Origin of the sequence: Enterobacter cloacae complex sp. P12RS (genome assembly GCF_014895875.1) — a bacterium.
Classification (GTDB): Bacteria; Pseudomonadota; Gammaproteobacteria; order Enterobacterales; family Enterobacteriaceae; genus Enterobacter; species Enterobacter bugandensis.
Window position 1 is genome coordinate 61808 of record NZ_JADBQO010000025.1, and the last position, 20808, is coordinate 82615.

A 20808-nucleotide genomic window follows, 5' to 3' on the forward strand; every position below is an offset into this window, starting at 1 on the left:
CACTGTAGGCGCGGGGCCAGTTGGCGTAAACGACAAAAAAGGATCAGATTACGCCATCTTGCGGCAGTGGAAGCGCTGGCGATACTCGCCTGGCGTGAGGTGGAGCTGTTTCTCAAACACGCGGCGCAGGTTAATGCTGGTGCCAAACCCGCTTTGCTCGGCAATCCGCTCAAGGGGATCATGGGTCTGCTCAAGCAGCTGTCGGGCGGCGGCCAGGCGCGCTTCCGTCACGTAACGGGCAGGCGAGACGCCCGCGTCGCGGGTAAAAACCCGGGTGAAATTGCGCGGGCTCATCGCCACCTTTTCGGCCAAATTTTCCACGCACAGGTCGGCGGTGAGGTTCTGCAGGATCCAGATTTGCAGTTCGCTTATGGGCCCCGATGCGCCAGGCTGCTGCAGGCTATAGCGGCTGAACTGCAGTTGTCCGCCGGGGCGACGCAGATACATCACCATATCCTGCGCCACGTCGCGGGCGAGGGTAAATCCGTAGTCGTCTTCCACCAGCGCCAGGGTCAGATCGAACCCGGAACTCACGCCGCCGGAGGTCCAGATGGGGCCATCCTGAATATACAGCGGGCCGCCTTCGACGTGGATAGCCGGGTACTGGGCTTGCATCGTCTCCAGCAGCCGCCAGTGGGTGGTTGCGCGGCGGCCGTCCAGCAAGCCGGTCTGGGCAAGCAGCATCGCGCCCCCGCAAATGGAGGCGACCCGCCGGGCGTGCGGGGCAGCGAGGTGCAGCCAGTCCACCACCGCCGTGCTCTCCTGCTCGTTGATCCCGCGTCCGGTGATGATAATGGTGTCCAGCGGTTCGCGCGGATCCAGCTCAGGCAGGCGATAGTCCGCCAGCAGGTTCAGGCCAGACTGGCCGTGGATCACCTGGTGGGGCTGCGTGGTGGCAATGATGATACGGTAGCGGGGCTGGGTAAGCCCTTCCGGATGCAGCCGGTTGGCCTGCATCAGAATGTCGGCGATACCGGCGGCCTCAAACAGCATGCCGCCGTCAGGTACGATAATTAATATTTTCTTCATGTCCTGAAAAGTACCTTTACCACAGAATAAGTCAAGCCGGGCGTGACCCTGCGTTTCCGGCAAAGCAAAGCGATTTAAGTTCTTTGTCATTTCAGGCGTTATCCCCGATCGTCAGAGCATTGTCTCTGGCGAAACGGCGTCTGAAGGAATGAGTAAACGAAGCACCCTCTATTTACATCCGCAGCAGCGCAATCATATCCACCGACTTGCATCTGGGGTTCTGTGGCGAAGTGAACTCCCTACGTGGCTGCTGATCGTCATTATCTATACCGGCTGGTTTGCCACGCTAACGTTCTGGCAAACGCTCGGCCTGCTTCCCGCCACGCTGCTGCTTATCTGGTTTACCGCCTGGTACATGTCCCTGCAGCACGAGCTGATCCACGGGCATCCCACCCGTTTTGCCCGGCTTAACCAGCTGTTTGGCACGCTCCCGCTGGCGGTCTGGTATCCGTATGGCCTGTACCGGGATTCCCATCTGGCCCATCACCGTCACGATAGCCTGACCTTTCCGGCGGATGACCCGGAGTCGTATTATTTTACCGAGGCGAGCTGGGCGCGCTTTTCCCCGTGGCAGAAGCGCCTGATCCGGGCCCGGAATACCTTTGCCGGGCGGCTTCTGCTGGCGCCGCTGCTGGATATCGTCCAGACGCTGGGCAGCGCCGGGGCGGCGTTTCGTCGTTTTCACCTGCGGGCGATGGCGATGTGGCTGGTTCACTCTCTGCTACTGGCGGCACTTTTCGCGTGGATGGTGCATCACGGCTTTTCGCCCGTCTGGTTTGTGCTGGCGGTGAGCTATCCGGCGCTGGCGCTGACCAAGGTCCGCTCGTTCTACGAACATCGGGCGGCGGACGATCCGCTCGCGCGCTCGGTCATTAACGAGGCCGGGCTAGTCTGGCGGGTGCTGTTTTTGAATCTCAACTACCATTCTATTCATCACGATTTACCGGGCGTTCCCTGGTACGGGTTGCCGACGATCTACCGGCAAAACCGGGAGGCGTACCGGCAGCGTAACCACGGCTTTGTGGTCCGGGGCTACGGTGAATGGCTACGCCAGTTCTGGACCCGGCCAGTGGAGGTCACCGTCCATCCCGGAAAACAACAGGAGGAGAGGTATGAGTAACCTGCTGGCGTTTCCCATGTACGCCGTGGATCGCGGCGATACCCGCGCGCTCTGGCTGGCGGTGCAGCATCTGCTGGCCGCGCGTGGCGTGCTCGTCGATCGTACTCCCGGCTGGCCGGAGTCTGACCTGCTGGCCCACTGGCAGCAGCCAGAGCTTATCCTCAGCCAGACATGCGGCTACCCGCTGGTGACGCAGCTCCCGGAGGTACAGGTGGTGGGCTGTTTTCACTACACCGCCGCGGGCTGCGAAGGGAGCCAGTACCGCAGTTTTCTGGTAGCGCGCGCGGAGGAAAGGCATCTCACGCTGGCAGATTTTCGCGGACGTCGGGCGGTTTGTAATTCGGAAGACTCGCAGTCCGGCTATAACGCGCTGCGAAAAAAGGTGGCTCCCCTGATTGTTGACGGGCCATTTTTCTCACAAACGTCCTTCAGCGGCAGCCACCGTCAGTCGCTGATTGATGTGCAGCGCGGGAAGAGCGATATCGCCGCCATCGACTGCGTGACCTGGGCGCTGCTGGAGCGTCATGAGCCGGAACGGCTTGCGGGGCTGGCGGCGTTCGATCGAACGCCGCTGACGCCAGGGCTGCCATTAATCACGTCGCGACGCACGTCCCCCGAAACGCTCAGCGCCATTCGCGATGCGCTGCGCGAGCTGGTGAGTGCGCCGGAATACCGGAAGGTCTGCGCCGCGGTGCTGATCGGCGGTTTCAGCGTGGTGTCGCGCCAGGCTTACGCCTCCTTGCCCGCGTGATAAATCGCCTGCGCGTCGGTAAAACAGCGTAGCGCCAGCGAAGAGACGGGTTTCTGCCTGCGCATAATCAGGCCGATGGGAGCCTCAATGTTCGCGTCGACGATGGGGACAATCCTGAAAGTGCCGTTCAGGGCTTCCAGCCCGTTATTCAGCGGCATCACGGCGCAGCACACGCCGCTTTGCACCGCCTGAATGATCTGGAACGTGGAGTCGCTCTCAAAAACGGCCGTCGGTTCGATGCCAGCAGCTTTAAAGCTGGCCTCCATATGCGCCCGGTAGTGCATCCCTTTGGTCAGGAACCCCAGCGGAAAATCCGTCAGGTCGTGCCAGGTCAGCGTCTCCGGGGTGAGCTGGAAATGACGGGTGTCGTGGAGCAGCCCCATCTTCGTTTTAGGAAGCTGAATAATGTCAAACAGGCTGGTGTCGATGCTGTTCAGGTAGCAAATCCCCAGCTCAAGCTGATTGCGGCTGACGCCGTCGGCAATCTGCGCCGAAGACATAGAATAGAGGCTGTAGGTCAGCTCCGGGTACTTTTGCGTAAGCAGGCGGATAAAGATCATCGGATCCACGCTCGCCAGCGGCACCATCCCCAGACGTAATTCTCCCACCACCTGGCCTTTACACAGCGCGGCTTCCGCCTGCAATCCGTCGTGCGCGGCAAGAAGCGCGCGCGCCCATGCGAGGATGCGCTCTCCCTCCGGCGTAAACCCTTCAAAACGCTGCCCGCGCACGATCAGAACCAGCCCCAGCTCCTCTTCCAGGCTGCGGATGCGCATGGAGAGGGTCGGCTGGGTGATGTTGCACCGCAATGCCGCTTTACCAAAGTGGCGGGTCTCGTCGAGCGCGAGTAAATATTTTAACTGTTTTATGTCCATCACTCTTCTCTGCGCGTAAAGCCTTACAGCATGCGGATCTCTTTCGAGCGCAGGGTTATGCGAACCGGAACTGATTTATACGACGGCGTACCGCTGTCCTTATCGAGATAATCGAGCGGCACCAGCACGTTGGCCTCCGGGTAATACGCGCCGACGGAGCCCGGGGCGATGTTGTACGCCACCACCGTAATATCTTCCAGCCGCTGCGCGCTGCCGGGGAGGGCGGTTTCGATATCCACGCGATCGCCGTGTTCCAGCCCTGACTGCGCCATATCTTCTTCGTTCATAAACAGCACGTCGCGGCGGCCAAATACGCCACGGTAGCGATCGTCCATGGCGTAAATGGTGGTGTTGTACTGGTCGTGGCTGCGCAGCGTGATCAGGCGCAGCACATGCTCCCCTTCACCGCTGGCGTTTTCCTGTACGCCGTCGAATACCGAAAACATCGCTTTGCCCGTTGCGGTCGGCCAGATACGCTGTGTCGGAGGCAGCGGCATGCGGAAGCCGCCGGGAACACGGATCCGCGCATTGTAGTTCTCAAAGCCCGGAATGGTCTGCTCGATCAAATCGCGGATGCGGTCGTAATTCTCGACCAGCGTCAGCCAGTCCACGCGTGTTTCCGGCAGGGTAGCCTTTGCGAGGCCAGCGACGATGGCAGGCTCCGAACGGAGCAACGGCGAGGCGGGTTTCAGCTTGCCGGAGGAAGCATGCACCATCGACATAGAGTCTTCGACGGTGATGGACTGGCGGCCGGTGGCCTGCATATCCAGCTCCGTGCGGCCGAGGCACGGGAAAATAAAGGTCTCTTTGCCCACCAGCAGATGGGTACGGTTCAGCTTGGTCCCGACGTGCACGCTCAGATCCAGGTTACCCATCGCCGGGAAACCGTTCTCGTGGTCGGGCATCGCGACGGCAAAGTTACCGCCGAGGCAAATGAGCGCTTTTGCGCGACCGTCGATCATGGCCTGCGTCGCCTGCACCGCATCGTGTCCGTGACGGGAAGGGGGCTCAAAGCCAAACACCTCTTTCAGGCGGTTCAGGAAGGCCGGGGCAGGCTTCTCGCTAATCCCGACGGTCCGGTTCCCCTGAACGTTAGAGTGGCCACGCAGGGGGCAGATCCCCGCGCCGGGCTTGCCGATATTCCCGCGCAGAAGCAGCAGGTCAGCAATCAGGCGGACGTTCGCCGTGCCTTTATTGTGCTGGGTAATCCCCATTCCGTAAGTAATGATGGTGGCGTTTGATTTGGCATAGGCCTCGGCCACCTCTTTGAGCGCCGCCTGGCTGAGCCCCGACTCGCGCTCAATGTCGTCCCAGCGGGTCTGCGCGATATCGGCGGCAAAATCTTCAATACCCCGGGTGTGTTCTGCAATAAACGCGCGGTCAAGCACGTCACCGCGTTCGGCCTCCATCTCCAGAAGGTGTTTAGCAATGCCTTTCAGCGCGGCGGCATCGCCCCCGGCCTTCACCTGGAAGTAGGTCGAGGCGATGTCCGTAGAGCCATAGGTTGCCATTTCAATCACGCTTTGCGGGTCGGCAAAACGTTCGAGGGCGCGCTCGCGCAGCGGGTTGAAAACGATAATCGGCACATTGCGACGCGCCAGCTCGTGCAGGGTACCCATCATTCGCGGATGGTTGGTGCCGGGGTTGTGACCGATGGAGATCACCAGCTCAGTCTTGTCGAAATCGTCCAGCGAGACGGTGCCTTTCCCAATTCCGATGGAGCGCGGCAAGCCGACGCTGGTGGCCTCGTGACACATATTCGAGCAGTCCGGGAAATTATTGGTGCCGTACTCGCGGGCGAACAGCTGGAACAGATACGCCGCTTCGTTAGAGGCGCGCCCGGAAGTATAGAACTCGACCTGGTCCGGTTCGAGCCCGCGCAATATTTCCCCGATGCGTTGAAACGCCTCGTCCCAGGCGACGGGCCGGAAGGTATCGCTGGCCCGGTCATAGCGCAGGGGATGCGTCAGACGACCGTAACCTTCCAGCTCAAAGTCCGATTTAGCCAGCAGCGAGGAGACGCTGTTTTTCGCCAGAAAATCGGGCGTCACGCGCTTACTGGTCGCTTCCCAGGTTACCGCTTTCGCGCCGTTCTCGCAGAACTGGAATGTCGACTTGTGCTCTTTATCGGGCCACGCGCAGCCGGGGCAGTCAAAACCGTCCGGCTGGTTGGTACGCAGCAGCGTCGCGGGAGCGTCCAGGGTATCCATTTGGGTACGTACCGCAATGGCCGTCGCCTTCAACGCGCCCCAGCCGCCGGCAGGACCATCGTAGTGTCTGATACCGGGAACTGAGCGTCTTTTCGTGTTCATACTGACTCCTGACGTGTTTGGTCGCGCAACGGCTGGGTAATAAGCAAAAGCAATGACTGGCGGAGATGGAAATCCACGAGGTCGAGTTACGGCTCTTGCCTGTAATTATCTTTATAACAATGAGTTAAAAATGTTGGCATGCAACTATTTAAAGAAATTATAACGAAATTTTATCATTTTAATAATAAATTGTATCTATCATCCGGTAGGCAGGATAGATAGCGTCGAGAGGGAAAGCATGTAGCGCAGGTAAAATTTCGAATGAAAGAGACGGCCGCTCAAAAGTGGAAACATGGCGGATGACAGGCGCTGTAGCAACGTCGGTATTCGAAATAGTGACGAGAAGGTTTACTCAGGCTTAATGATTAATGGAAATGTATAATCACTTACAGGGTTATTATCACAACATGAAATATAAGTTATTTTGAGCCGTGAAATTAAAGGCGCAGTCAAGCAGTCAATAAGTTAAATAGCGATGGTGTCGTCAGGTGATGCGGCAATATTAAACATACCCTGTTAGTGCAACAAATAATTCATCGTCGATATCTTCTTCTGATATCACCAAAACGACATTTCTACTAATTATGGTAGTGGCGATAATAGCATTATTGCGTTAATAAAATCCGTTCTCTTTTGAATTTTATGCTTTAATAACAGTGTGTTATATCATTATAAGGTGTTGAAATAAGTAGATCCAGGCCATGTCGGGTTTTTTTATCAGATTAATCCTATAATGTTTTGGCTGCTTCAATTACCACCACTTACGATGCGGTAAATATTGAATTGAAGCAAAGCTCATGTAAACTTGTTTACCGTTTGTCAAAATATGTCAGGAAGACGCTGGGCCTTATTCTGAAGGGCTCGTGCGGTAGCTATGCCTTTAAATTAGTAACACCCCGAAATTATCCTGACTATTTTAACAATAGCACCTAAGTCAAATTTCATCCCCTTATCTCCATCATCAAAATATCGCTACGGAAAAGCATATGAAAATGCGCGTACTGTTTTCACTTCTGTTTGTAATGGCGGTGGCGGGCTGTAAAGCGCCACAGAAACCGGCAATCACTGACGACACGATCGTGACCAGCCAGGTCAACGGTGTCACCCTGACCCACCGTCACGCCGTGGTGCCGCCAACGGAATTCACCCAGCTCAACGAGCCTTATCGTGCCATGTACCCGGCCTCCCTGATGAGCCGTCCTGATTTTGGCGGAAAGGTTATCCGTACGCTGGAAACCGGAAAAACCTATGTAGTGCTGGGGCAGGTTGAACACTACTGGATGGCGCTCGCCGATGAGGGGAACGACCAGCTGATTGGCTACGTCCCGATGCGTGCCGTTATCAAAGCCGACCAGTACGAAGCCACCGTCCGCAAACAGGCCATTCGTCCTAAGGTGCGTAAAAAAGCGACCTGCGTCGATGTGGATGGCAACAGCAAAGCCTGCAAAGACAGCGCTAACGGTACCTGGATCCTGAACTAAACGGCTTTCGTGGGCGTATTTTTATGAATAATAAAAAGTTTCATCGGCTGTGGTTAGTCTTTTACGCGGCGATTTTCGCCCTTGTCAGTGGTTGTACGTCGTCTTCACACAGCGACCCTTCCCGCTACAATCTGCAGTTTCAGGCTCATCCACAAATCAATGATTCTGCGCCACTTAAAGTCCGGGTGCTGTTGTTGAAATCCGATGCGGATTTCATGTCCAGCGACTTCTATTCCCTGCAGAACAACGCGTCAGCAACGCTTGGCGCGAATCTGCTGAACAGCGACGTTTTCTTCCTGATGCCGGGACAGCTGTCCAAAACCCTCAGCGGTCAGAGCGATCCTGAGGCGCGTTATATCGGCGTGATGGCGGAATATCAGAAGCTGGACGGTAAAAAATGGCGCGTTTCACTCCCGCTGCCTGTGCCAGGCGAAAATCATATCTACCAGTTCTGGAAATGGTCCGCGGATGAACTCCAGGCCAACGTTTTTCTCGACGTAAACGGCATTCGGGTCATCAGCCAGTAACGCGCTTCACAACAGGAAACACATCATCATGACCAAAGCAGAAAAGGTCGTCTGGACCGAAGGCATGTTCCTGCGTCCACACCATTTTCAGCGGACTGAAAGTTATCTGCTCAACCATGTTCGTGAGTGGGGTGCGCTGCAGCGTTCCTATCTCTGGGGCTTTCTCGACGTAGAACTGGACGAAGCGATGCTTCGCCAGGGCTGTATTGCCCTGAGCTACTGCAGCGGGTTACTGCCGGACGGCACCTTTTTCCAGGTCCGCAACGGACGCAATGGTCCCGCGCCGCTAAAAATTCCTGACAATCTCACCAACGAAAAGGTGGTGCTCGCGCTGCCGGTTCGTCGTGGCGAGCGGGAAGAGGTGATTTTCAGCGAAGAGCCTGCCTCACTGGCCCGCTTCGTCGCGTTTGAGCAGGAGGTGGAGGACGATAACGCCATGTCGGTGGGGGATGCCACCGTCCAGTTTGGCCGCCTGCGCCTGACGCTGATGCTGGAAAAAGACCTCACGGCAGAATGGACATCCATCGGCGTGGCGTTTGTGACTGAAAAACGCAACGACAACCACGTGCGGCTGGATAACAGCTACATCCCGCCGATGCTGAACGCCAATAACAGCCCGCAGATCTACAGCATGATCAACGATCTGCACGGTTTGCTGGTGCAGCGCAGCCAGCAGATTGGCGGCCGCCTGCGTCAGCCTGGCCGCTTTAACACCTCTGAACTGATTGAATTTACGCTGCTTTCGCTCGTGAACCGTCATCTGGGCGAGGTTTCACATTTAAAAACGCTGCCGCTGCTGCACCCGGAAACGCTCTGGCGCAGCTGGCTGCCGTTTGCCACCGAGCTCACGACCTGGACGTCGCAGCGCACCACCGAGAGCGTGCTGCCGATCTACGATCACGACGATCTGGCGAACTGCTTCAGCAAGCTGATGCTGATGCTGCGCCAGGGGCTGTCGCTGGTGATGGAAGACCACGCCATTCAGCTGCCGCTTAACGAGCGCTCGCATGGCCTGAACATCGCCACCGTTCCTGAAACCAGCATGGTGCGCGAATTCGGCTTCGTGCTGGCGGTGAAAGCCAACGTGCCGGGCGAACACCTGCAAACCCACTTCCCGGCGCAGATGAAAATTGCCCCGGTCTCGAAAATTCGCGATCTGGTTCAGCTGCAGCTGCCGGGCATTATGCTGCGCGCCATGCCGGTCGCGCCGCCGCAGATCCCGTGGCATGCCGGCTACAGCTACTTCGAGCTGGAGAAGGGCAGCGAGCTGTGGCACGAGATGGATAAGTCCGGCGCATTCGCCCTGCACCTTGCAGGGGAGTTCCCGGGGCTGGATATGGAGTTTTGGGCCATCCGTAGCCCGACAGAATAATAAAGCGAGCGCTTAATATGCAGGAACGACAGGATAGCGGCAGTGATGCCGCGTTTACCGGAGCCAGTAGCAACAATCAGCTGGTGGCGGCCGCCAATCCGCTGCTCAACGCGATTCCGCAGATCCGTCATTCGGTATCACATGACGATCAGGTGGCGTTACGCCAGCGCCTGATCGATGAGATTCGCCGTTTTGAAGTCCGCTGCCAGCAGGCGGGGCTGCCCTACGAAGTGATCGTCGGGGCGCGCTACTGCCTGTGCACGGCGCTGGACGAGGCCGCCGCGCTGACTCCCTGGGGCAGCAGCGGCGTCTGGTCCAGCAATGGCCTGCTGGTGACGTTCCATAACGAAACCTGGGGCGGCGAAAAGTTCTTCCAGCTGCTGGCGCGCCTGTCGCAGAACCCGCGCGAGCATATCCTGCTGCTGGAGATGATCAACTACTGCCTGCTGCTCGGCTTCGAGGGGCGCTATCGGGTGCTGGACAACGGCCGCACCCAGCTTGAAACCATCAAGCAGCGGCTGTGGCAGATGATCCGCGGCGTGCGCGGCAGCTATCCGCCGCCGCTTTCTCCCCATCCGGAAGATCGTCCGGTGCTGCGCAAGCTCTGGCGGCCGATGGTTCCCCTGTGGGCCTGCGTGGCGCTGGCCGGGTTTATCGCCTGCCTGTTTTATATCGTGCTTAACTGGCGCCTTGGCGACAACACCAACCCGGTGCTGGCGAAGATTTATCAGTCCCAGCTGCCGGAAACCACCATCCAGCAGCCGGCGCGTCAGCTGCCCGCGGTGCTTAACCTGCGCGGCTTCCTGAAGCCTGAAATTGAGGCGGGCCTGGTGGCGGTAAAAGACCAGGCAGATCGCAGCGTCGTGATCCTGAAGGGCGACGGGCTGTTTGCCTCCGCCTCGACCGTCGTGCGTGACCGCTATGAACCGGTCATCAACCGCATTGCGCAGGCGATGAACAACGTCAGCGGCAAAATTCTGGTGGTGGGCTACAGCGATAACGTGCCGATCCGCAGTGCGCGCTTTGCCTCTAACTACGAGCTCTCACTGGAACGCGCGCGCTCCGTACAGAAAATGCTGCAGGGAAGCCTCTCTCAGCCTGGCCGCGTGAAGGCGGAAGGGCGGGGCGAGATTAACCCGGTGGCGCCGAACACGACGCCGGAAAACCGCGCCCGTAACCGCCGTGTGGAAATTACTCTGCTGGTGTCGCCTGAAAACACCCAGGCCGAGCTGAACGGATTGCCGCAAGGAAACTAAGGATGCTGACTACACTTCTTTCCATTCTGACCAACCGCATTCTGTGGAGCTTCCTCGGCGTAACGGCGCTGGCGGCGGTGATCTGGATGATTGGCCCGCTGTTGTCCATCGTGGACACCCGACCGCTCGAATCCGAACAGAACCGCATCATCAGTATCGCCGTGGTCTACCTGCTGTGGGCGCAGGGCCATATTCTGCCGCGCCTTTATAACGCCTGGCTGAACCGCAAGCTGATGGACAAGCTCAACGAGAACACCACCAGCCCGGAGGCGGCGGATCCGCAGCAGCGCCTGAACAGTGAGGAGCAGATCCTCGCCAGCCGTTTTGATGAAGCCGCGCAGATGCTTAAAAAAGCGCACTTCAGCAAAGCGGGCCAGGGCGCCCAGTGGACCCAGCGCTTCAGCACGCAATATCTCTATCAACTGCCGTGGTACGTCATTATCGGCGCGCCGGGCTCCGGTAAAACCACGGCGCTGGTGAACTCCGGGCTGCAGTTCCCGCTGGCCGACCGTTTTGGTAAGACCGCGCTGCGCGGTATTGGCGGCACGCGCAACTGCGACTGGTGGTTCACCAACGAGGCCGTGCTGCTGGACACCGCGGGTCGCTATACCACCCAGGAGAGCGAGCAGGCGCAGGATGCCGGTGAGTGGCTGCAGTTCATGGGGCTACTGCGCAAGTATCGTCGCCGCCAGCCGATCAACGGCGTCATCGTCACGATCAGCATTTCGGACCTGCTGACCCAGTCTGCCGAGGCGTCCCGCCAGCAGGCGGTGAACCTGCGCCAGCGCCTGTCTGAGCTGCATGAACAGCTGGGTATCCGCTTCCCGGTGTACGTGATGGTGACCAAGGCCGACCTCCTCAAAGGCTTCCGCGCCTGGTTTGCCGACTACGATAAAGCGCAGCGCGACCAGATCTGGGGCTTCACGCTGCCGTGGGAGCAGACCAAACACGCCGATTACGACCTGATGGGCAACTTCCAGCAGGAATTTTCGCTGCTGCAGCAGCGCCTCGATGCCGGGCTGCCGGAAACCATGCTCAAAGAGCATGACGCGAAAACCCGCGCCGAAGCGTATCTCTTCCCGCAGGAGTTCGCTGCACTGCGTCCGCTGCTGGCGGACTACCTGAGCACGGTCTTTGCGCGCTCCAACTTCGAAACTGAGTTCTCCCCGCGCGGGATCTACTTCGCCAGCGGGACGCAGGAAGGCATGCCGTTTGACCGCGTAATGGGCGAACTGAACCGCGCGCTCTCCCTGCCGGAAGGGGCAGAGCGCGATAACTGGGATTCGGTCAGTAAAGAAGCCCCAATCCCGGGCGCGAAGGGCCAGAGTTTCTTCATCAAGAACCTGCTGCAAAACGTTATTTTCCAGGAAGCCGGGATCGCCGGGGAAAACCGCTGGTGGGAACTGCGCAACCGGGCGGTGATCTGGTCCGGCTACGCGGCGCTGCTGGCCCTGCTGGCGATCCTCGGCGGGCTGTGGCTGACCAGCTATGCTAAAAACAAGGCCTATCTGGAAGAGGTGGATGCGAAGGTGCCGCTGCTGGATCAGCAGAGCAAAGCGTTGCAGAACCAGCCGCAGCGTGACCTGTTCGATCTGCTGCCATTGCTGAATGGCCTGGTGGACCTGCCGAAAAGCGACGCGTTTGATGTCAACGATCCGCCAGTCTCCCGCCGCATGGGGCTTTACCGTGGGGATGACGTCAGCGATGCTTCGCAGTCCCTGTACCAGAAGGCGCTGGATCAGCTGCTGTTGCCCGCCGTTGCTATGCACATCACCACCTGGCTGCGCAACGACAACGGCAGCGACGTGGAGTACAGCTATGAGGCGCTGAAAGCCTATCAGATGCTCTATCAGCCGAAGCACTACGACGGCAAATTCCTGCACTCCTGGGTGATGCTCAACCTGCAGCGCAACCTGCCGCAAAACGTCACGAAGGCGCAGCTGCAGCAGCTCGAATGGCATCTCACCCAGCTGCTGGAGCCGAAAATTCAGGCCTCGCCGTACGCGCAGGACGAATCCCTGGTGGCGCGTGAAAGAGCGCTGATCAACCAGCAGCCGCTTTCAACCCGCGTCTACGGTCGCCTGAAGCGCCTGCTGGAACATGACGACAACCTCAAACCGGTCTCCCTTTCCGACCTGGGCGGGCCACAGAGCGAACTGGTGTTTTCCCGCAAAAGCGGTAAGCCGGTGAGCGAAGGGGTGCCGGGTCTTTATACGCCGGACGGTTACTGGAAAAGCTTTAACAGCCAGATTGACAGCGTAACGACCGCTCTGCATGAAGACGACGCCTGGGTGCTGGGCGCCGCGACCGCGCAGGAAGATAAACAGCAGATCGATAACGCCGTACGCCAGCTCTACATGCGCGACTTTATCGCGAACTGGGATCGCTTTCTCGCCGACATCCAGCTTAACAACAGCGCCGATCTCTCCCAGCGCATCAACACTGCGCGCCTGCTCTCTGGCGCAAACTCGCCCCTGCGCCGTCTGGTGCAGAACCTGAGCCAGGTGCTGACGCTCTCCCGGGATACCCCGGCACCGGAAGATGCCGATAAAGCGCAGGCGCAGAGCAACCGCGCCACCCGCACGCTGGAAGCGCTGTTCAGCAATAATGACAATGCTCCGACGCAGGCCGCCGCGATTACTCAGGCGCCGGAGCAGCTGGTGACGGACCACTACGCGCCGATGATTGAGCTGGCCCAGCCGCTGGAAAAAGGTGGCAAGACCATCGTGTTTGACGATTTTCTCAAGCAGGTGGATGAGCTTTATCGTTACCTGACCGCCGTGCAGGATGCCGCCAACAGCGGTATGCCGGCACCGGGCGGCGAGGCGATCAGCCGTCTGCAGGCCAGCGCCGGTCGACTGCCGGGCGGATTGCAAACCATGTTCAGCAACATGGCGGTGGGGGCCAGCAGCGATACCCAGCGCCGCGATCTGGAAAACGTGCGTAAGCGGATCAACGTCGAAGTCGGCGGTTTCTGCCGTCAGGCGATCGCCGGTCGCTACCCGCTGGTGCGCAGCGCCAGCACTGAGGTCACCCCGGACGATCTCGCCCGCATGTTCGCGCCGGGCACCGGGCTGATGGATACCTTCTTTCGCGACAACCTGACCAGCAAAGTGGATACGACGCAGGCAAACTGGCGCTTTATGCCGGGTATCGACGGTAAAACCCTGCCGGGCAGCGAAGGGCTGCTGAGGCCGTTCCAGCAGGCCCAGTCGATTCGCGACGCCTTCTTTGCTAACGGCGCAACCACGCCGTCTTTCAAGGTGACGGTTCGCACCGTGCGAATGGATAACACCATTCTGAACCTGACGCTGGATGTCGACGGCCAGCTGCTGCGTTACAGCCACGGTCCGCAGGCGGTGCAGATCATGAACTGGCCGGGGCCGGGCGGCACCAACCAGGTCCGTATGCAGCTGGGTCTGGCTAACGGCAGCACCGCGACGCTTGTGACCAACGGCTCCTGGGCGCTAAACCGCTTTTTTGACAAAGCGAGCACCAGCCCGGGCGCGGGAAGCCTGAGCCGTCAGGCCACCTTCAACGTCGACGGACATCAGGTCACGCTGGAGTTTGCGCCGAACAGCATCCGCAACCCGTTCCAGCTTCCCCGTTTTTCATGCCCATAACCGCAAGGACAGCCGTATGACGAATACCCCTGCGATGAACCGCTACAGCTGGTATGGCAAATTACCCAGCGCCGGAGATTTCCTGCAGCGTCGCTTTCCTGACACCTTACAGCGCCAGTGGTCGCACTGGTTTCAGGTTGGCCTGCTGGCCTGGCAGCAGGAAGAGCAGCGCAGCGGCGAGCGCCAGTTCACCAAAGCTCCGGTCTGGAATTTCGTCGTCCCGCCGATGCTGGGCAGCCAGATGATCCAGATGGGCTGCCTGCTGCCCGGCCGCGACAGCGTTGGCCGACAGTACCCGGTCTGCATTCAGTTGAGCTTCGCCCCGTCAGAGTGGTCGACCAGCCTGCTCAGCCAGGCGGAGAGCTGGTATCAGCAAATTGGTCGTCTGGGGCTGCACGCGGTGCGTAACAGCTTTTCCGCCTCGCAGCTGGATGAGATGCTGATGTCCATTCCGGCGCCGCAGCCCGTCGAGCCGCAGAAGCGCTCTGACATCCTCGACGTCATTGGTTACGACGAGGACGGCCAAAGCACGCTGGGCTGGCCGCAGGCGGCAGAGTGCTTTGACCCGCTGCGTCAGACCAGCTACTGGTGGACCAACCGCTGCGACGGTTACCCGCTGTACACCCACGTTCACAGCGGCAACTTCACCGGGCAGCTTTTTACCCTACTGTTCGACCCGGCAGGGGGCGCCCGCCCGGGGCGTCACGGTCTCTATCCGCCTATGTTTGAATAAGCAGGGATCTCATGAATATCGAAGAATTTCTCGCGCCAATAAGTCCCGACAAGCCCTGTGGCGACAATCTGGAATATGACGCTGACTTCCAGGCGATGAACCAGGCCAGTCAGGGCAAAGCGGAACAACAGTTTGGCGACACCATCATCCCGGCAGAGCCTGCGGACTGGAACACGGTAGAAAAATTCGCTACCAGCCTGCTGAGCCGCACCAAAGATCTTCGCGTGATGCTGGCGTTGACCCACGCCTGGACCCGCCGTCGCGGTCTTGCGGGCTACGCGGATGGGCTGTTGCTGGTGCAGGAGGCTATCGCGCGCTACTGGGAGCCGCTCTATCCGCTGCTGGAAGAGTATGGCGAAACCGACCCGTTCTATCGCATTAACGCTCTGGCAGGGCTGAGCGATAAATCCGAGCTCACCGTCGCGGTACGTAACGCCTCGCTGCTGCGTTCAAACGGCGATGAAATTTCGCTTCGTGACGCCCAGGCGCTGCTGGACGGCAGTAAAACCGAATGTCCGGACTATCCCGGCGGCCGTCCAAGACTGATTGACGAACTGGCCCGCGGCGACCAGCCGGGGACCGCAGCGGTCATTGTGATTAACGAACGGCTGCTGGCCATCCGCGAGCTGCTCACCGGGCATCTCGGTGAAAGCGGCGTACCCGAGATGGAGCAGCTGCTGAAAACCGTGGGGCTGGTCGCCAGCGCCTGTCAGGTGACCGACATCAGTAAGCTGCTGCCGAACCGTGAAGCGCAGGCTGAACAGCACGCTGAGCCGCAGCCTGCGGCAGCGCATCCCGTTCAGCCGGTCACCGACTGGCGCAGCGTGCAGGTTACCAGCCGCGCCGACGCGCAGCTAATGCTGGAAAAAGCGAAGCAGTATTTCGCGCAGTACGAACCGAGCCATCCCGCACCGCTGATGATTGAACGGGTGCAGCGGCTGTCAGAACTTAACTTTATGGACATTATTCGCGACCTGGCGCCAGACGGCGTTAACCAACTGGAAAACATCTTTGGGCGCCGCGAATAGCGCGTCCAGGCATTATGACGTCAGGCATGGAGCCTGTCGTTTCACCTTCACCGCGCATCTTTGATGGAGAACATCATGGCAATGAGTAACAGTGGACAGAAATTCATCGCACGCAACCGTGCTCCCCGCGTGCAGATCGAATACGACGTAGAGATCTACGGTGCAGAACGCAAAATTCAGCTGCCGTTTGTGATGGGCGTTATGGCCGATCTGGTTGGCAAGCCGGTGGAAAACCTGCCAGCCGTCGACGAGCGTAAATTCCTGGAAATCGACATCGATAACTTCGATGAACGCATGAAGGCGCTGAAGCCGCGCGTGGCGTTCCAGGTAGATAACACCCTGACCGGCGAAGGTAAGCTCAATATCGATCTGACCTTCGACAGCATGGACGACTTCCTGCCGGACGCGGTGGCCCGCAAGGTTGAGCCGCTGAACAAGCTGCTGGAGGCGCGCACGCAGCTCTCTAACCTGCTGACCTACATGGACGGCAAAAACGGTGCGGAAGAGCTGATCGCAAAAATTCTCCAGGATCCGACGCTGCTCAAATCCCTGAGCCAGTTGCCGAAAAATGACGAAAGTGCGAAAGGTAGCGAGGAATAATCGATGAGCAACCAGACTCAACAACACGATCAGCAGGCGGGTCAGGCGTTCAGCCAGGATGAGTTCAGCGCGCTGCTGAACAAAGAGTTCCGCCCGAAAACCGATCAGGCCCGCTCCGCCGTGGAGAGTGCGGTCAAGACTCTGGCGCAGCAGGCGCTGGAAAATACCGTCACCTTCTCGAACGACACCTACCGCACCATTCAGAACCTGATTGCCGGTATCGACGAGCAGCTCTCGCAGCAGGTGAACCAGATTATTCACCACGAAGAGTTTCAGAAGCTGGAGAGCGCCTGGCGCGGCCTGAGCTACCTGGTCAACAATACCGAAACTGACGAGATGCTGAAGATCCGCTTTATGAGCATCTCCAAGCAGGAGCTGGGCCGCACCCTGAAACGCTACAAGGGCGTGGGCTGGGACCAGAGCCCGATCTTCAAGAAAATCTACGAGCAGGAGTACGGTCAGTTCGGCGGCGAGCCGTTTGGCTGCATCGTCGGCGACTATTACTTCGACCACAGCCCGCAGGACGTTGAGCTGCTGGGGGAAATGGCGCGCATCGGCTCTGCGGCGCACTGTCCGTTCATCACCGGCACCGCGCCGGGCGTGATGCAGATGGAGTCCTGGCAGGAGCTGGCCAACCCGCGCGATCTGACCAAGATCTTCCAGAACACCGAATACGCCGCCTGGCGTTCCCTGCGTGAATCCGAAGACGCCCGCTATCTGGGGCTGGTAATGCCGCGCTTCCTGTCGCGTCTGCCATACGGCATTCGCACCAACCCGGTGGACAGCTTTGACTTTGAAGAGCAGACCGACGGCGCAAACCACAACAGCTACTCGTGGGCGAACGCGGCCTATGCGATGGCCGCCAACATCAACCGTTCCTTCAAAGAGTACGGCTGGTGCACCTCGATTCGCGGCGTGGAGTCCGGCGGGGCGGTGGAAAACCTGCCGTGCCACACCTTCCCGAGCGATGACGGCGGCGTGGACATGAAGTGCCCGACCGAGATCGCCATCAGCGATCGCCGTGAAGCCGAGCTGGCGAAAAACGGCTTTATGCCGCTGGTACACCGCAAAAACTCCGACTTTGCCGCCTTCATCGGCGCGCAGTCTCTGCAAAAACCGGCCGAGTATCACGATCCGGATGCGACCGCCAACGCGCGCCTGGCCTCCCGTCTGCCGTACCTGTTTGCCTGCTGCCGCTTTGCCCACTACCTGAAGTGCATCGTGCGAGACAAAATCGGCTCCTTCCGCGAGCGCGAAGAGATGGAGCGCTGGCTGAACGACTGGGTGATGAACTACGTCGACGGTGACCCGGCTAACTCCTCCCAGGAAACCAAGTCCCGCAAACCGCTGGCGGCTGCGGAAGTGCAGGTGCAGGAAATCGAAGACAACCCGGGCTACTACGCCGCGAAGTTCTTCCTGCGTCCACACTACCAGCTGGAAGGTCTGACCGTTTCTCTGCGTCTTGTTTCTAAACTGCCGTCGCTGAAGACGAAAGACGCGTGATGACGATTGCCGGCCCGCAGGGGCCGGCAGCTTTACTGTTAATTCGAGATAGCTAATGAATTTACCTTTAAAAACGATAACAAGAAAATTCATCAGCTATTTAATCAGTTATACATTGCTCATTATTTCATTCATGCTATTTGTGACAGTATCTGGCTACTATTTGTTTATATTTAACTGGCCGGACGATGTCCGGCAAATCGTAATGCATGGATCCTTATGTACTGGACTTAATGCATTAGCGATAGGTATATACGTTGTTGCAGAGAAGCGGAAAGAGAAATGTTAGTTCCTCATGCTGGTCAGTGTGTTACTGAGTATATAGAAAAGGATATCAGATGAAATATTTGGGTTATCTCCTCGTGTTTTTGACTTCTTATGTAAATGCCGGAAATAGCTATCCTGATTTTTATCATCAGCAAACATACCGGCAGGTTTTAAAAGATTTAGTTCTGGCGCGCTGCCTTGCGCAGGTGGCAGATAAAGGCAGTAAGTTTTCTGCTGATGCGGCTCGCAGTGCGAGTGCATTCATTGAATGGATTCCTTTTGATGCCGAAAATGGCACGGATAAAGTGAATGTCCTCATTGGCAAATATATAAATCAAATTAACGGATTTCATTCAGAGCGAAAACCCGATGTCAAAGGCGTAACCTTAAACTGTTTACGACTTTATCACAGCGACGAACTTAACGAACTTGCACCTCAGTTAATCATCGGAAATCCTGACCGCACCTGGTTACAGGATAATCCACAAGAGTAAAAGACTTCACATTCTTTCCTTTCATTCAGGGGGAATGTAAGACTGTCAAATGACATGGGTCGTTTGATATGAGGCAGAGGTAAAATATGGACGGTTTTATTCAGCCCCATGCTTTCCTGTTTGCCATATAAGGGCTTTTTCGAAAGCAATATTGTTCATCCACGAAGAGTAGATATTATGGCTATTGATATGTTTCTGAAGGTCGAGGGTGTTACGGGCGAATCTAAAGATTCTAACCACACCGGCTGGACTGACATTACCTCCTTCTCCTGGGGCGCGTCCCAGCCAGGTAATATGAGCGTTGGCGGTGGCGGCGGTGCCGGTAAAGTTAACTTTAACGACCTGCACGTTAACGCACTGATCGACAAATCCACCACCGCTATCCTGAAACACTGCGCCAGCGGTAAACACCTGACTAAAGTTGAGCTGTCCGTCTGTAAAGCGGGCGGTCAGCAGGTGGAATACTCCCGCATTACGCTGGAAGATGTGCTGGTGACTTCCGTTCAGTACACCGGTGCAGACAACGGCGACACCGTGGGTGTGACCTATGCATTCCAGGCTGCGAAAGTGAAACAGCAGTACTGGGAGCAGACCACGTCGGGTGGTAAAGGTGCTGAAAGCAGCGCTGGCTGGAATATCAAAGAAAACAAAGAAGCGTAATTGCGCATATGGCCGGGGAGATATCCCCGGTCATTATTCGGAAAGCTTATTTATTTTTTAGAGAATGAATTATGAGCGTAAAATCAATGATTCCCCCGGGTTATTGCGTTGTGCAGCAGGCGGGGACATTAGATTTCCAGGCCAGACTTCTGTTCAGTAAACCTGATAGTGAAGCAGCGCGTTACTTTATGCAAATCAACAGGGATACAGCATGGTTGAAGCCAGGGCAAATATTAATTCTTAATACCCCCGGTGCTGAGAATACTGTTCAGCTAAAACAATTACAAAATGCAAAGCAAAAGGTTAATGGAGCCTTGTCAGAGCTAAATACAGATGAGGCCAATTTCTTTAATAAACATTTTAATACCATCGCAGCATTAACAAATTTTATGGATAAATCCCTCGGGGTGGTTGCTGATGCGGGTGAAAGGTACTTTAGCGAAATAGAAAAGAAATTAAAAGCTATTGAGTTGGCTTATCAAAATCAATACAGAACGCAAGGGACATTGATCGGGCAGCAGTTTTTTGTTGAGAGACAAAAACTTTTTTCTGAGCTGGACGTTTTATTAAATAAGCTTTCCAGACTAACGCTGAAACTGAAACCTTATGAAGAAATCAAGCACGCTTTAGGTTTATCAAGCAGGTCAATTGTCCACGAATGGAGTACCGCAGGTGTTGCCTCGATACGAGGGTATTCAACATATGTAGACAATGCATCAAAAGCTGCCCGTTACCTGAAAATGGGAGGATGGCTTGCTATCGGCTTCGCTGGTGCAAACACAACCAATGAAGTTTATGATGCCTGTACAGTAGGTAGAGAGCAGAATTGCTCCAAAGTCGCCGTTAAGAAGTACAGTCAATTCGGTGCAAGTCTTGCGGGCGGGATTTATGGCGGAAAATATGGAGCCATGGCTGGCGCTGGCGTATGTGTTGCATTGGGAGTGGCAACAGGTGGTGTAGGGTTGCTCGCATGTTCCGTGGTAGGCGCCGCTGCGGGTGGATACGTTGGTGGCGAAGTAGCCGGTGGAGCAACGGAATATGTAATGGATAAACTATGGTGAATGTAGAAAATATTCTTTTATTTCTGATCGTAGTTTTATTCTAAATTGTCGTAATCATGGATCTAGTTAGTTCTCGTTATTTTAAAAGACACGAAACTTAATATAATCTACTTCTT

General features: G+C 57.2%; 17 protein-coding genes. 14 read left to right on the forward strand and 3 right to left on the reverse strand.

The window, feature by feature from the left end; translation table 11 throughout:
* Window positions 1-48 precede the first annotated feature (48 nt).
* Window positions 49-1029 (reverse strand): GlxA family transcriptional regulator, encoded by a 981-nt coding sequence (locus IM284_RS15480; RefSeq protein ID WP_047367793.1) that lies wholly within the window; start codon window positions 1027-1029, stop codon window positions 49-51.
* A gap of 148 nt (window positions 1030-1177) precedes the next feature.
* On the opposite strand from IM284_RS15480, the gene IM284_RS15485 reads away from it, so the two are divergent.
* Window positions 1178-2149 (forward strand): fatty acid desaturase, encoded by a 972-nt coding sequence (locus IM284_RS15485; RefSeq protein ID WP_047367792.1) that lies wholly within the window; start codon window positions 1178-1180, stop codon window positions 2147-2149.
* Window positions 2142-2900 (forward strand): phosphate/phosphite/phosphonate ABC transporter substrate-binding protein, encoded by a 759-nt coding sequence (locus IM284_RS15490; protein ID WP_047367791.1) that lies wholly within the window; start codon window positions 2142-2144, stop codon window positions 2898-2900. Before IM284_RS15485 ends, IM284_RS15490 begins: the two co-directional genes overlap by 8 nt.
* Here IM284_RS15490 and IM284_RS15495 read toward each other — a convergent pair.
* On the reverse strand, window positions 2879-3775 hold the full coding sequence (locus IM284_RS15495) for a LysR family transcriptional regulator (protein ID WP_047367790.1): 897 nt from the start codon (window positions 3773-3775) through the stop codon (window positions 2879-2881). The genes IM284_RS15490 and IM284_RS15495 overlap by 22 nt on opposite strands.
* A 23-nt stretch (window positions 3776-3798) precedes the next feature.
* The gene (locus tag IM284_RS15500) at window positions 3799-6087 is read right to left on the reverse strand and encodes an FdhF/YdeP family oxidoreductase (RefSeq protein WP_047367789.1); all 2289 of its coding nucleotides are present in this window, start codon (window positions 6085-6087) and stop codon (window positions 3799-3801) included.
* Window positions 6088-7073: 986 nt separating this feature from the next.
* On the opposite strand from IM284_RS15500, the gene IM284_RS15505 reads away from it, so the two are divergent.
* From IM284_RS15505 to IM284_RS15560, 12 genes are all read left to right on the forward strand, one after another.
* Window positions 7074-7568 (forward strand): hypothetical protein, encoded by a 495-nt coding sequence (locus tag IM284_RS15505; RefSeq protein WP_028013496.1) that lies wholly within the window; start codon window positions 7074-7076, stop codon window positions 7566-7568.
* A 23-nt stretch (window positions 7569-7591) separates the two neighbouring features.
* Window positions 7592-8095 (forward strand): type VI secretion system lipoprotein TssJ, encoded by a 504-nt coding sequence (tssJ, locus tag IM284_RS15510; protein ID WP_028013495.1) that lies wholly within the window; start codon window positions 7592-7594, stop codon window positions 8093-8095.
* 28 nt (window positions 8096-8123) lie between these two features.
* Window positions 8124-9467, forward strand: a complete 1344-nt coding sequence (gene tssK / locus IM284_RS15515) for a type VI secretion system baseplate subunit TssK (RefSeq protein WP_041909533.1) — start codon at window positions 8124-8126, stop codon at window positions 9465-9467.
* A 17-nt stretch (window positions 9468-9484) separates the two neighbouring features.
* The gene (locus IM284_RS15520) at window positions 9485-10723 is read left to right on the forward strand and encodes a DotU family type VI secretion system protein (RefSeq protein WP_028013493.1); all 1239 of its coding nucleotides are present in this window, start codon (window positions 9485-9487) and stop codon (window positions 10721-10723) included.
* A gap of 2 nt (window positions 10724-10725) precedes the next feature.
* Complete coding sequence (gene tssM, locus IM284_RS15525; protein WP_047367788.1) at window positions 10726-14346, forward strand: type VI secretion system membrane subunit TssM; 3621 nt, start codon at window positions 10726-10728, stop codon at window positions 14344-14346.
* 16 nt (window positions 14347-14362) lie between these two features.
* Window positions 14363-15079 carry a type VI secretion system-associated protein TagF gene (tagF, locus tag IM284_RS15530; RefSeq protein ID WP_028013492.1) on the forward strand — a complete coding sequence of 239 codons (717 nt, stop codon included), beginning with the start codon at window positions 14363-14365 and terminating at the stop codon, window positions 15077-15079.
* 11 nt (window positions 15080-15090) lie between these two features.
* Window positions 15091-16107 carry a type VI secretion system protein TssA gene (gene tssA / locus IM284_RS15535; protein ID WP_047367787.1) on the forward strand — a complete coding sequence of 339 codons (1017 nt, stop codon included), beginning with the start codon at window positions 15091-15093 and terminating at the stop codon, window positions 16105-16107.
* Window positions 16108-16182: 75 nt separating this feature from the next.
* Window positions 16183-16707, forward strand: a complete 525-nt coding sequence (gene tssB, locus IM284_RS15540) for a type VI secretion system contractile sheath small subunit (protein ID WP_047368116.1) — start codon at window positions 16183-16185, stop codon at window positions 16705-16707.
* Between the two features lie 3 nt (window positions 16708-16710).
* Entirely contained in the window at window positions 16711-18210 is a 1500-nt protein-coding gene (gene tssC / locus IM284_RS15545) for a type VI secretion system contractile sheath large subunit (RefSeq protein ID WP_006810956.1), read from the forward strand.
* A 338-nt stretch (window positions 18211-18548) separates the two neighbouring features.
* Window positions 18549-18971, forward strand: a complete 423-nt coding sequence (locus tag IM284_RS15550) for a T6SS amidase immunity protein Tai4 family protein (RefSeq protein WP_047367786.1) — start codon at window positions 18549-18551, stop codon at window positions 18969-18971.
* Between the two features lie 177 nt (window positions 18972-19148).
* Window positions 19149-19631, forward strand: a complete 483-nt coding sequence (locus IM284_RS15555) for a type VI secretion system tube protein Hcp (RefSeq protein ID WP_008502640.1) — start codon at window positions 19149-19151, stop codon at window positions 19629-19631.
* Window positions 19632-19702: 71 nt separating this feature from the next.
* The gene (locus IM284_RS15560; RefSeq protein ID WP_047367785.1) at window positions 19703-20692 is read left to right on the forward strand and encodes a hypothetical protein; all 990 of its coding nucleotides are present in this window, start codon (window positions 19703-19705) and stop codon (window positions 20690-20692) included.
* Window positions 20693-20808: the final 116 nt, after the last annotated feature.

What these genes read in the sequence shown, in the direction of transcription:
- IM284_RS15480 (WP_047367793.1), bottom strand. Translation starts at nt 1,029, where the DNA reads ATGAAGAAAATATTAATTATCGTACCTGACGGCGGCATGCTGTTTGAG.
- IM284_RS15485 (WP_047367792.1), top strand. Translation starts at nt 1,178, where the DNA reads ATGAGTAAACGAAGCACCCTCTATTTACATCCGCAGCAGCGCAATCAT.
- IM284_RS15490 (WP_047367791.1), top strand. Translation starts at nt 2,142, where the DNA reads ATGAGTAACCTGCTGGCGTTTCCCATGTACGCCGTGGATCGCGGCGAT.
- IM284_RS15495 (WP_047367790.1), bottom strand. Translation starts at nt 3,775, where the DNA reads ATGGACATAAAACAGTTAAAATATTTACTCGCGCTCGACGAGACCCGC.
- IM284_RS15500 (WP_047367789.1), bottom strand. Translation starts at nt 6,087, where the DNA reads ATGAACACGAAAAGACGCTCAGTTCCCGGTATCAGACACTACGATGGT.
- IM284_RS15505 (WP_028013496.1), top strand. Translation starts at nt 7,074, where the DNA reads ATGAAAATGCGCGTACTGTTTTCACTTCTGTTTGTAATGGCGGTGGCG.
- tssJ (WP_028013495.1), top strand. Translation starts at nt 7,592, where the DNA reads ATGAATAATAAAAAGTTTCATCGGCTGTGGTTAGTCTTTTACGCGGCG.
- tssK (WP_041909533.1), top strand. Translation starts at nt 8,124, where the DNA reads ATGACCAAAGCAGAAAAGGTCGTCTGGACCGAAGGCATGTTCCTGCGT.
- IM284_RS15520 (WP_028013493.1), top strand. Translation starts at nt 9,485, where the DNA reads ATGCAGGAACGACAGGATAGCGGCAGTGATGCCGCGTTTACCGGAGCC.
- tssM (WP_047367788.1), top strand. Translation starts at nt 10,726, where the DNA reads ATGCTGACTACACTTCTTTCCATTCTGACCAACCGCATTCTGTGGAGC.
- tagF (WP_028013492.1), top strand. Translation starts at nt 14,363, where the DNA reads ATGACGAATACCCCTGCGATGAACCGCTACAGCTGGTATGGCAAATTA.
- tssA (WP_047367787.1), top strand. Translation starts at nt 15,091, where the DNA reads ATGAATATCGAAGAATTTCTCGCGCCAATAAGTCCCGACAAGCCCTGT.
- tssB (WP_047368116.1), top strand. Translation starts at nt 16,183, where the DNA reads ATGGCAATGAGTAACAGTGGACAGAAATTCATCGCACGCAACCGTGCT.
- tssC (WP_006810956.1), top strand. Translation starts at nt 16,711, where the DNA reads ATGAGCAACCAGACTCAACAACACGATCAGCAGGCGGGTCAGGCGTTC.
- IM284_RS15550 (WP_047367786.1), top strand. Translation starts at nt 18,549, where the DNA reads ATGAAATATTTGGGTTATCTCCTCGTGTTTTTGACTTCTTATGTAAAT.
- IM284_RS15555 (WP_008502640.1), top strand. Translation starts at nt 19,149, where the DNA reads ATGGCTATTGATATGTTTCTGAAGGTCGAGGGTGTTACGGGCGAATCT.
- IM284_RS15560 (WP_047367785.1), top strand. Translation starts at nt 19,703, where the DNA reads ATGAGCGTAAAATCAATGATTCCCCCGGGTTATTGCGTTGTGCAGCAG.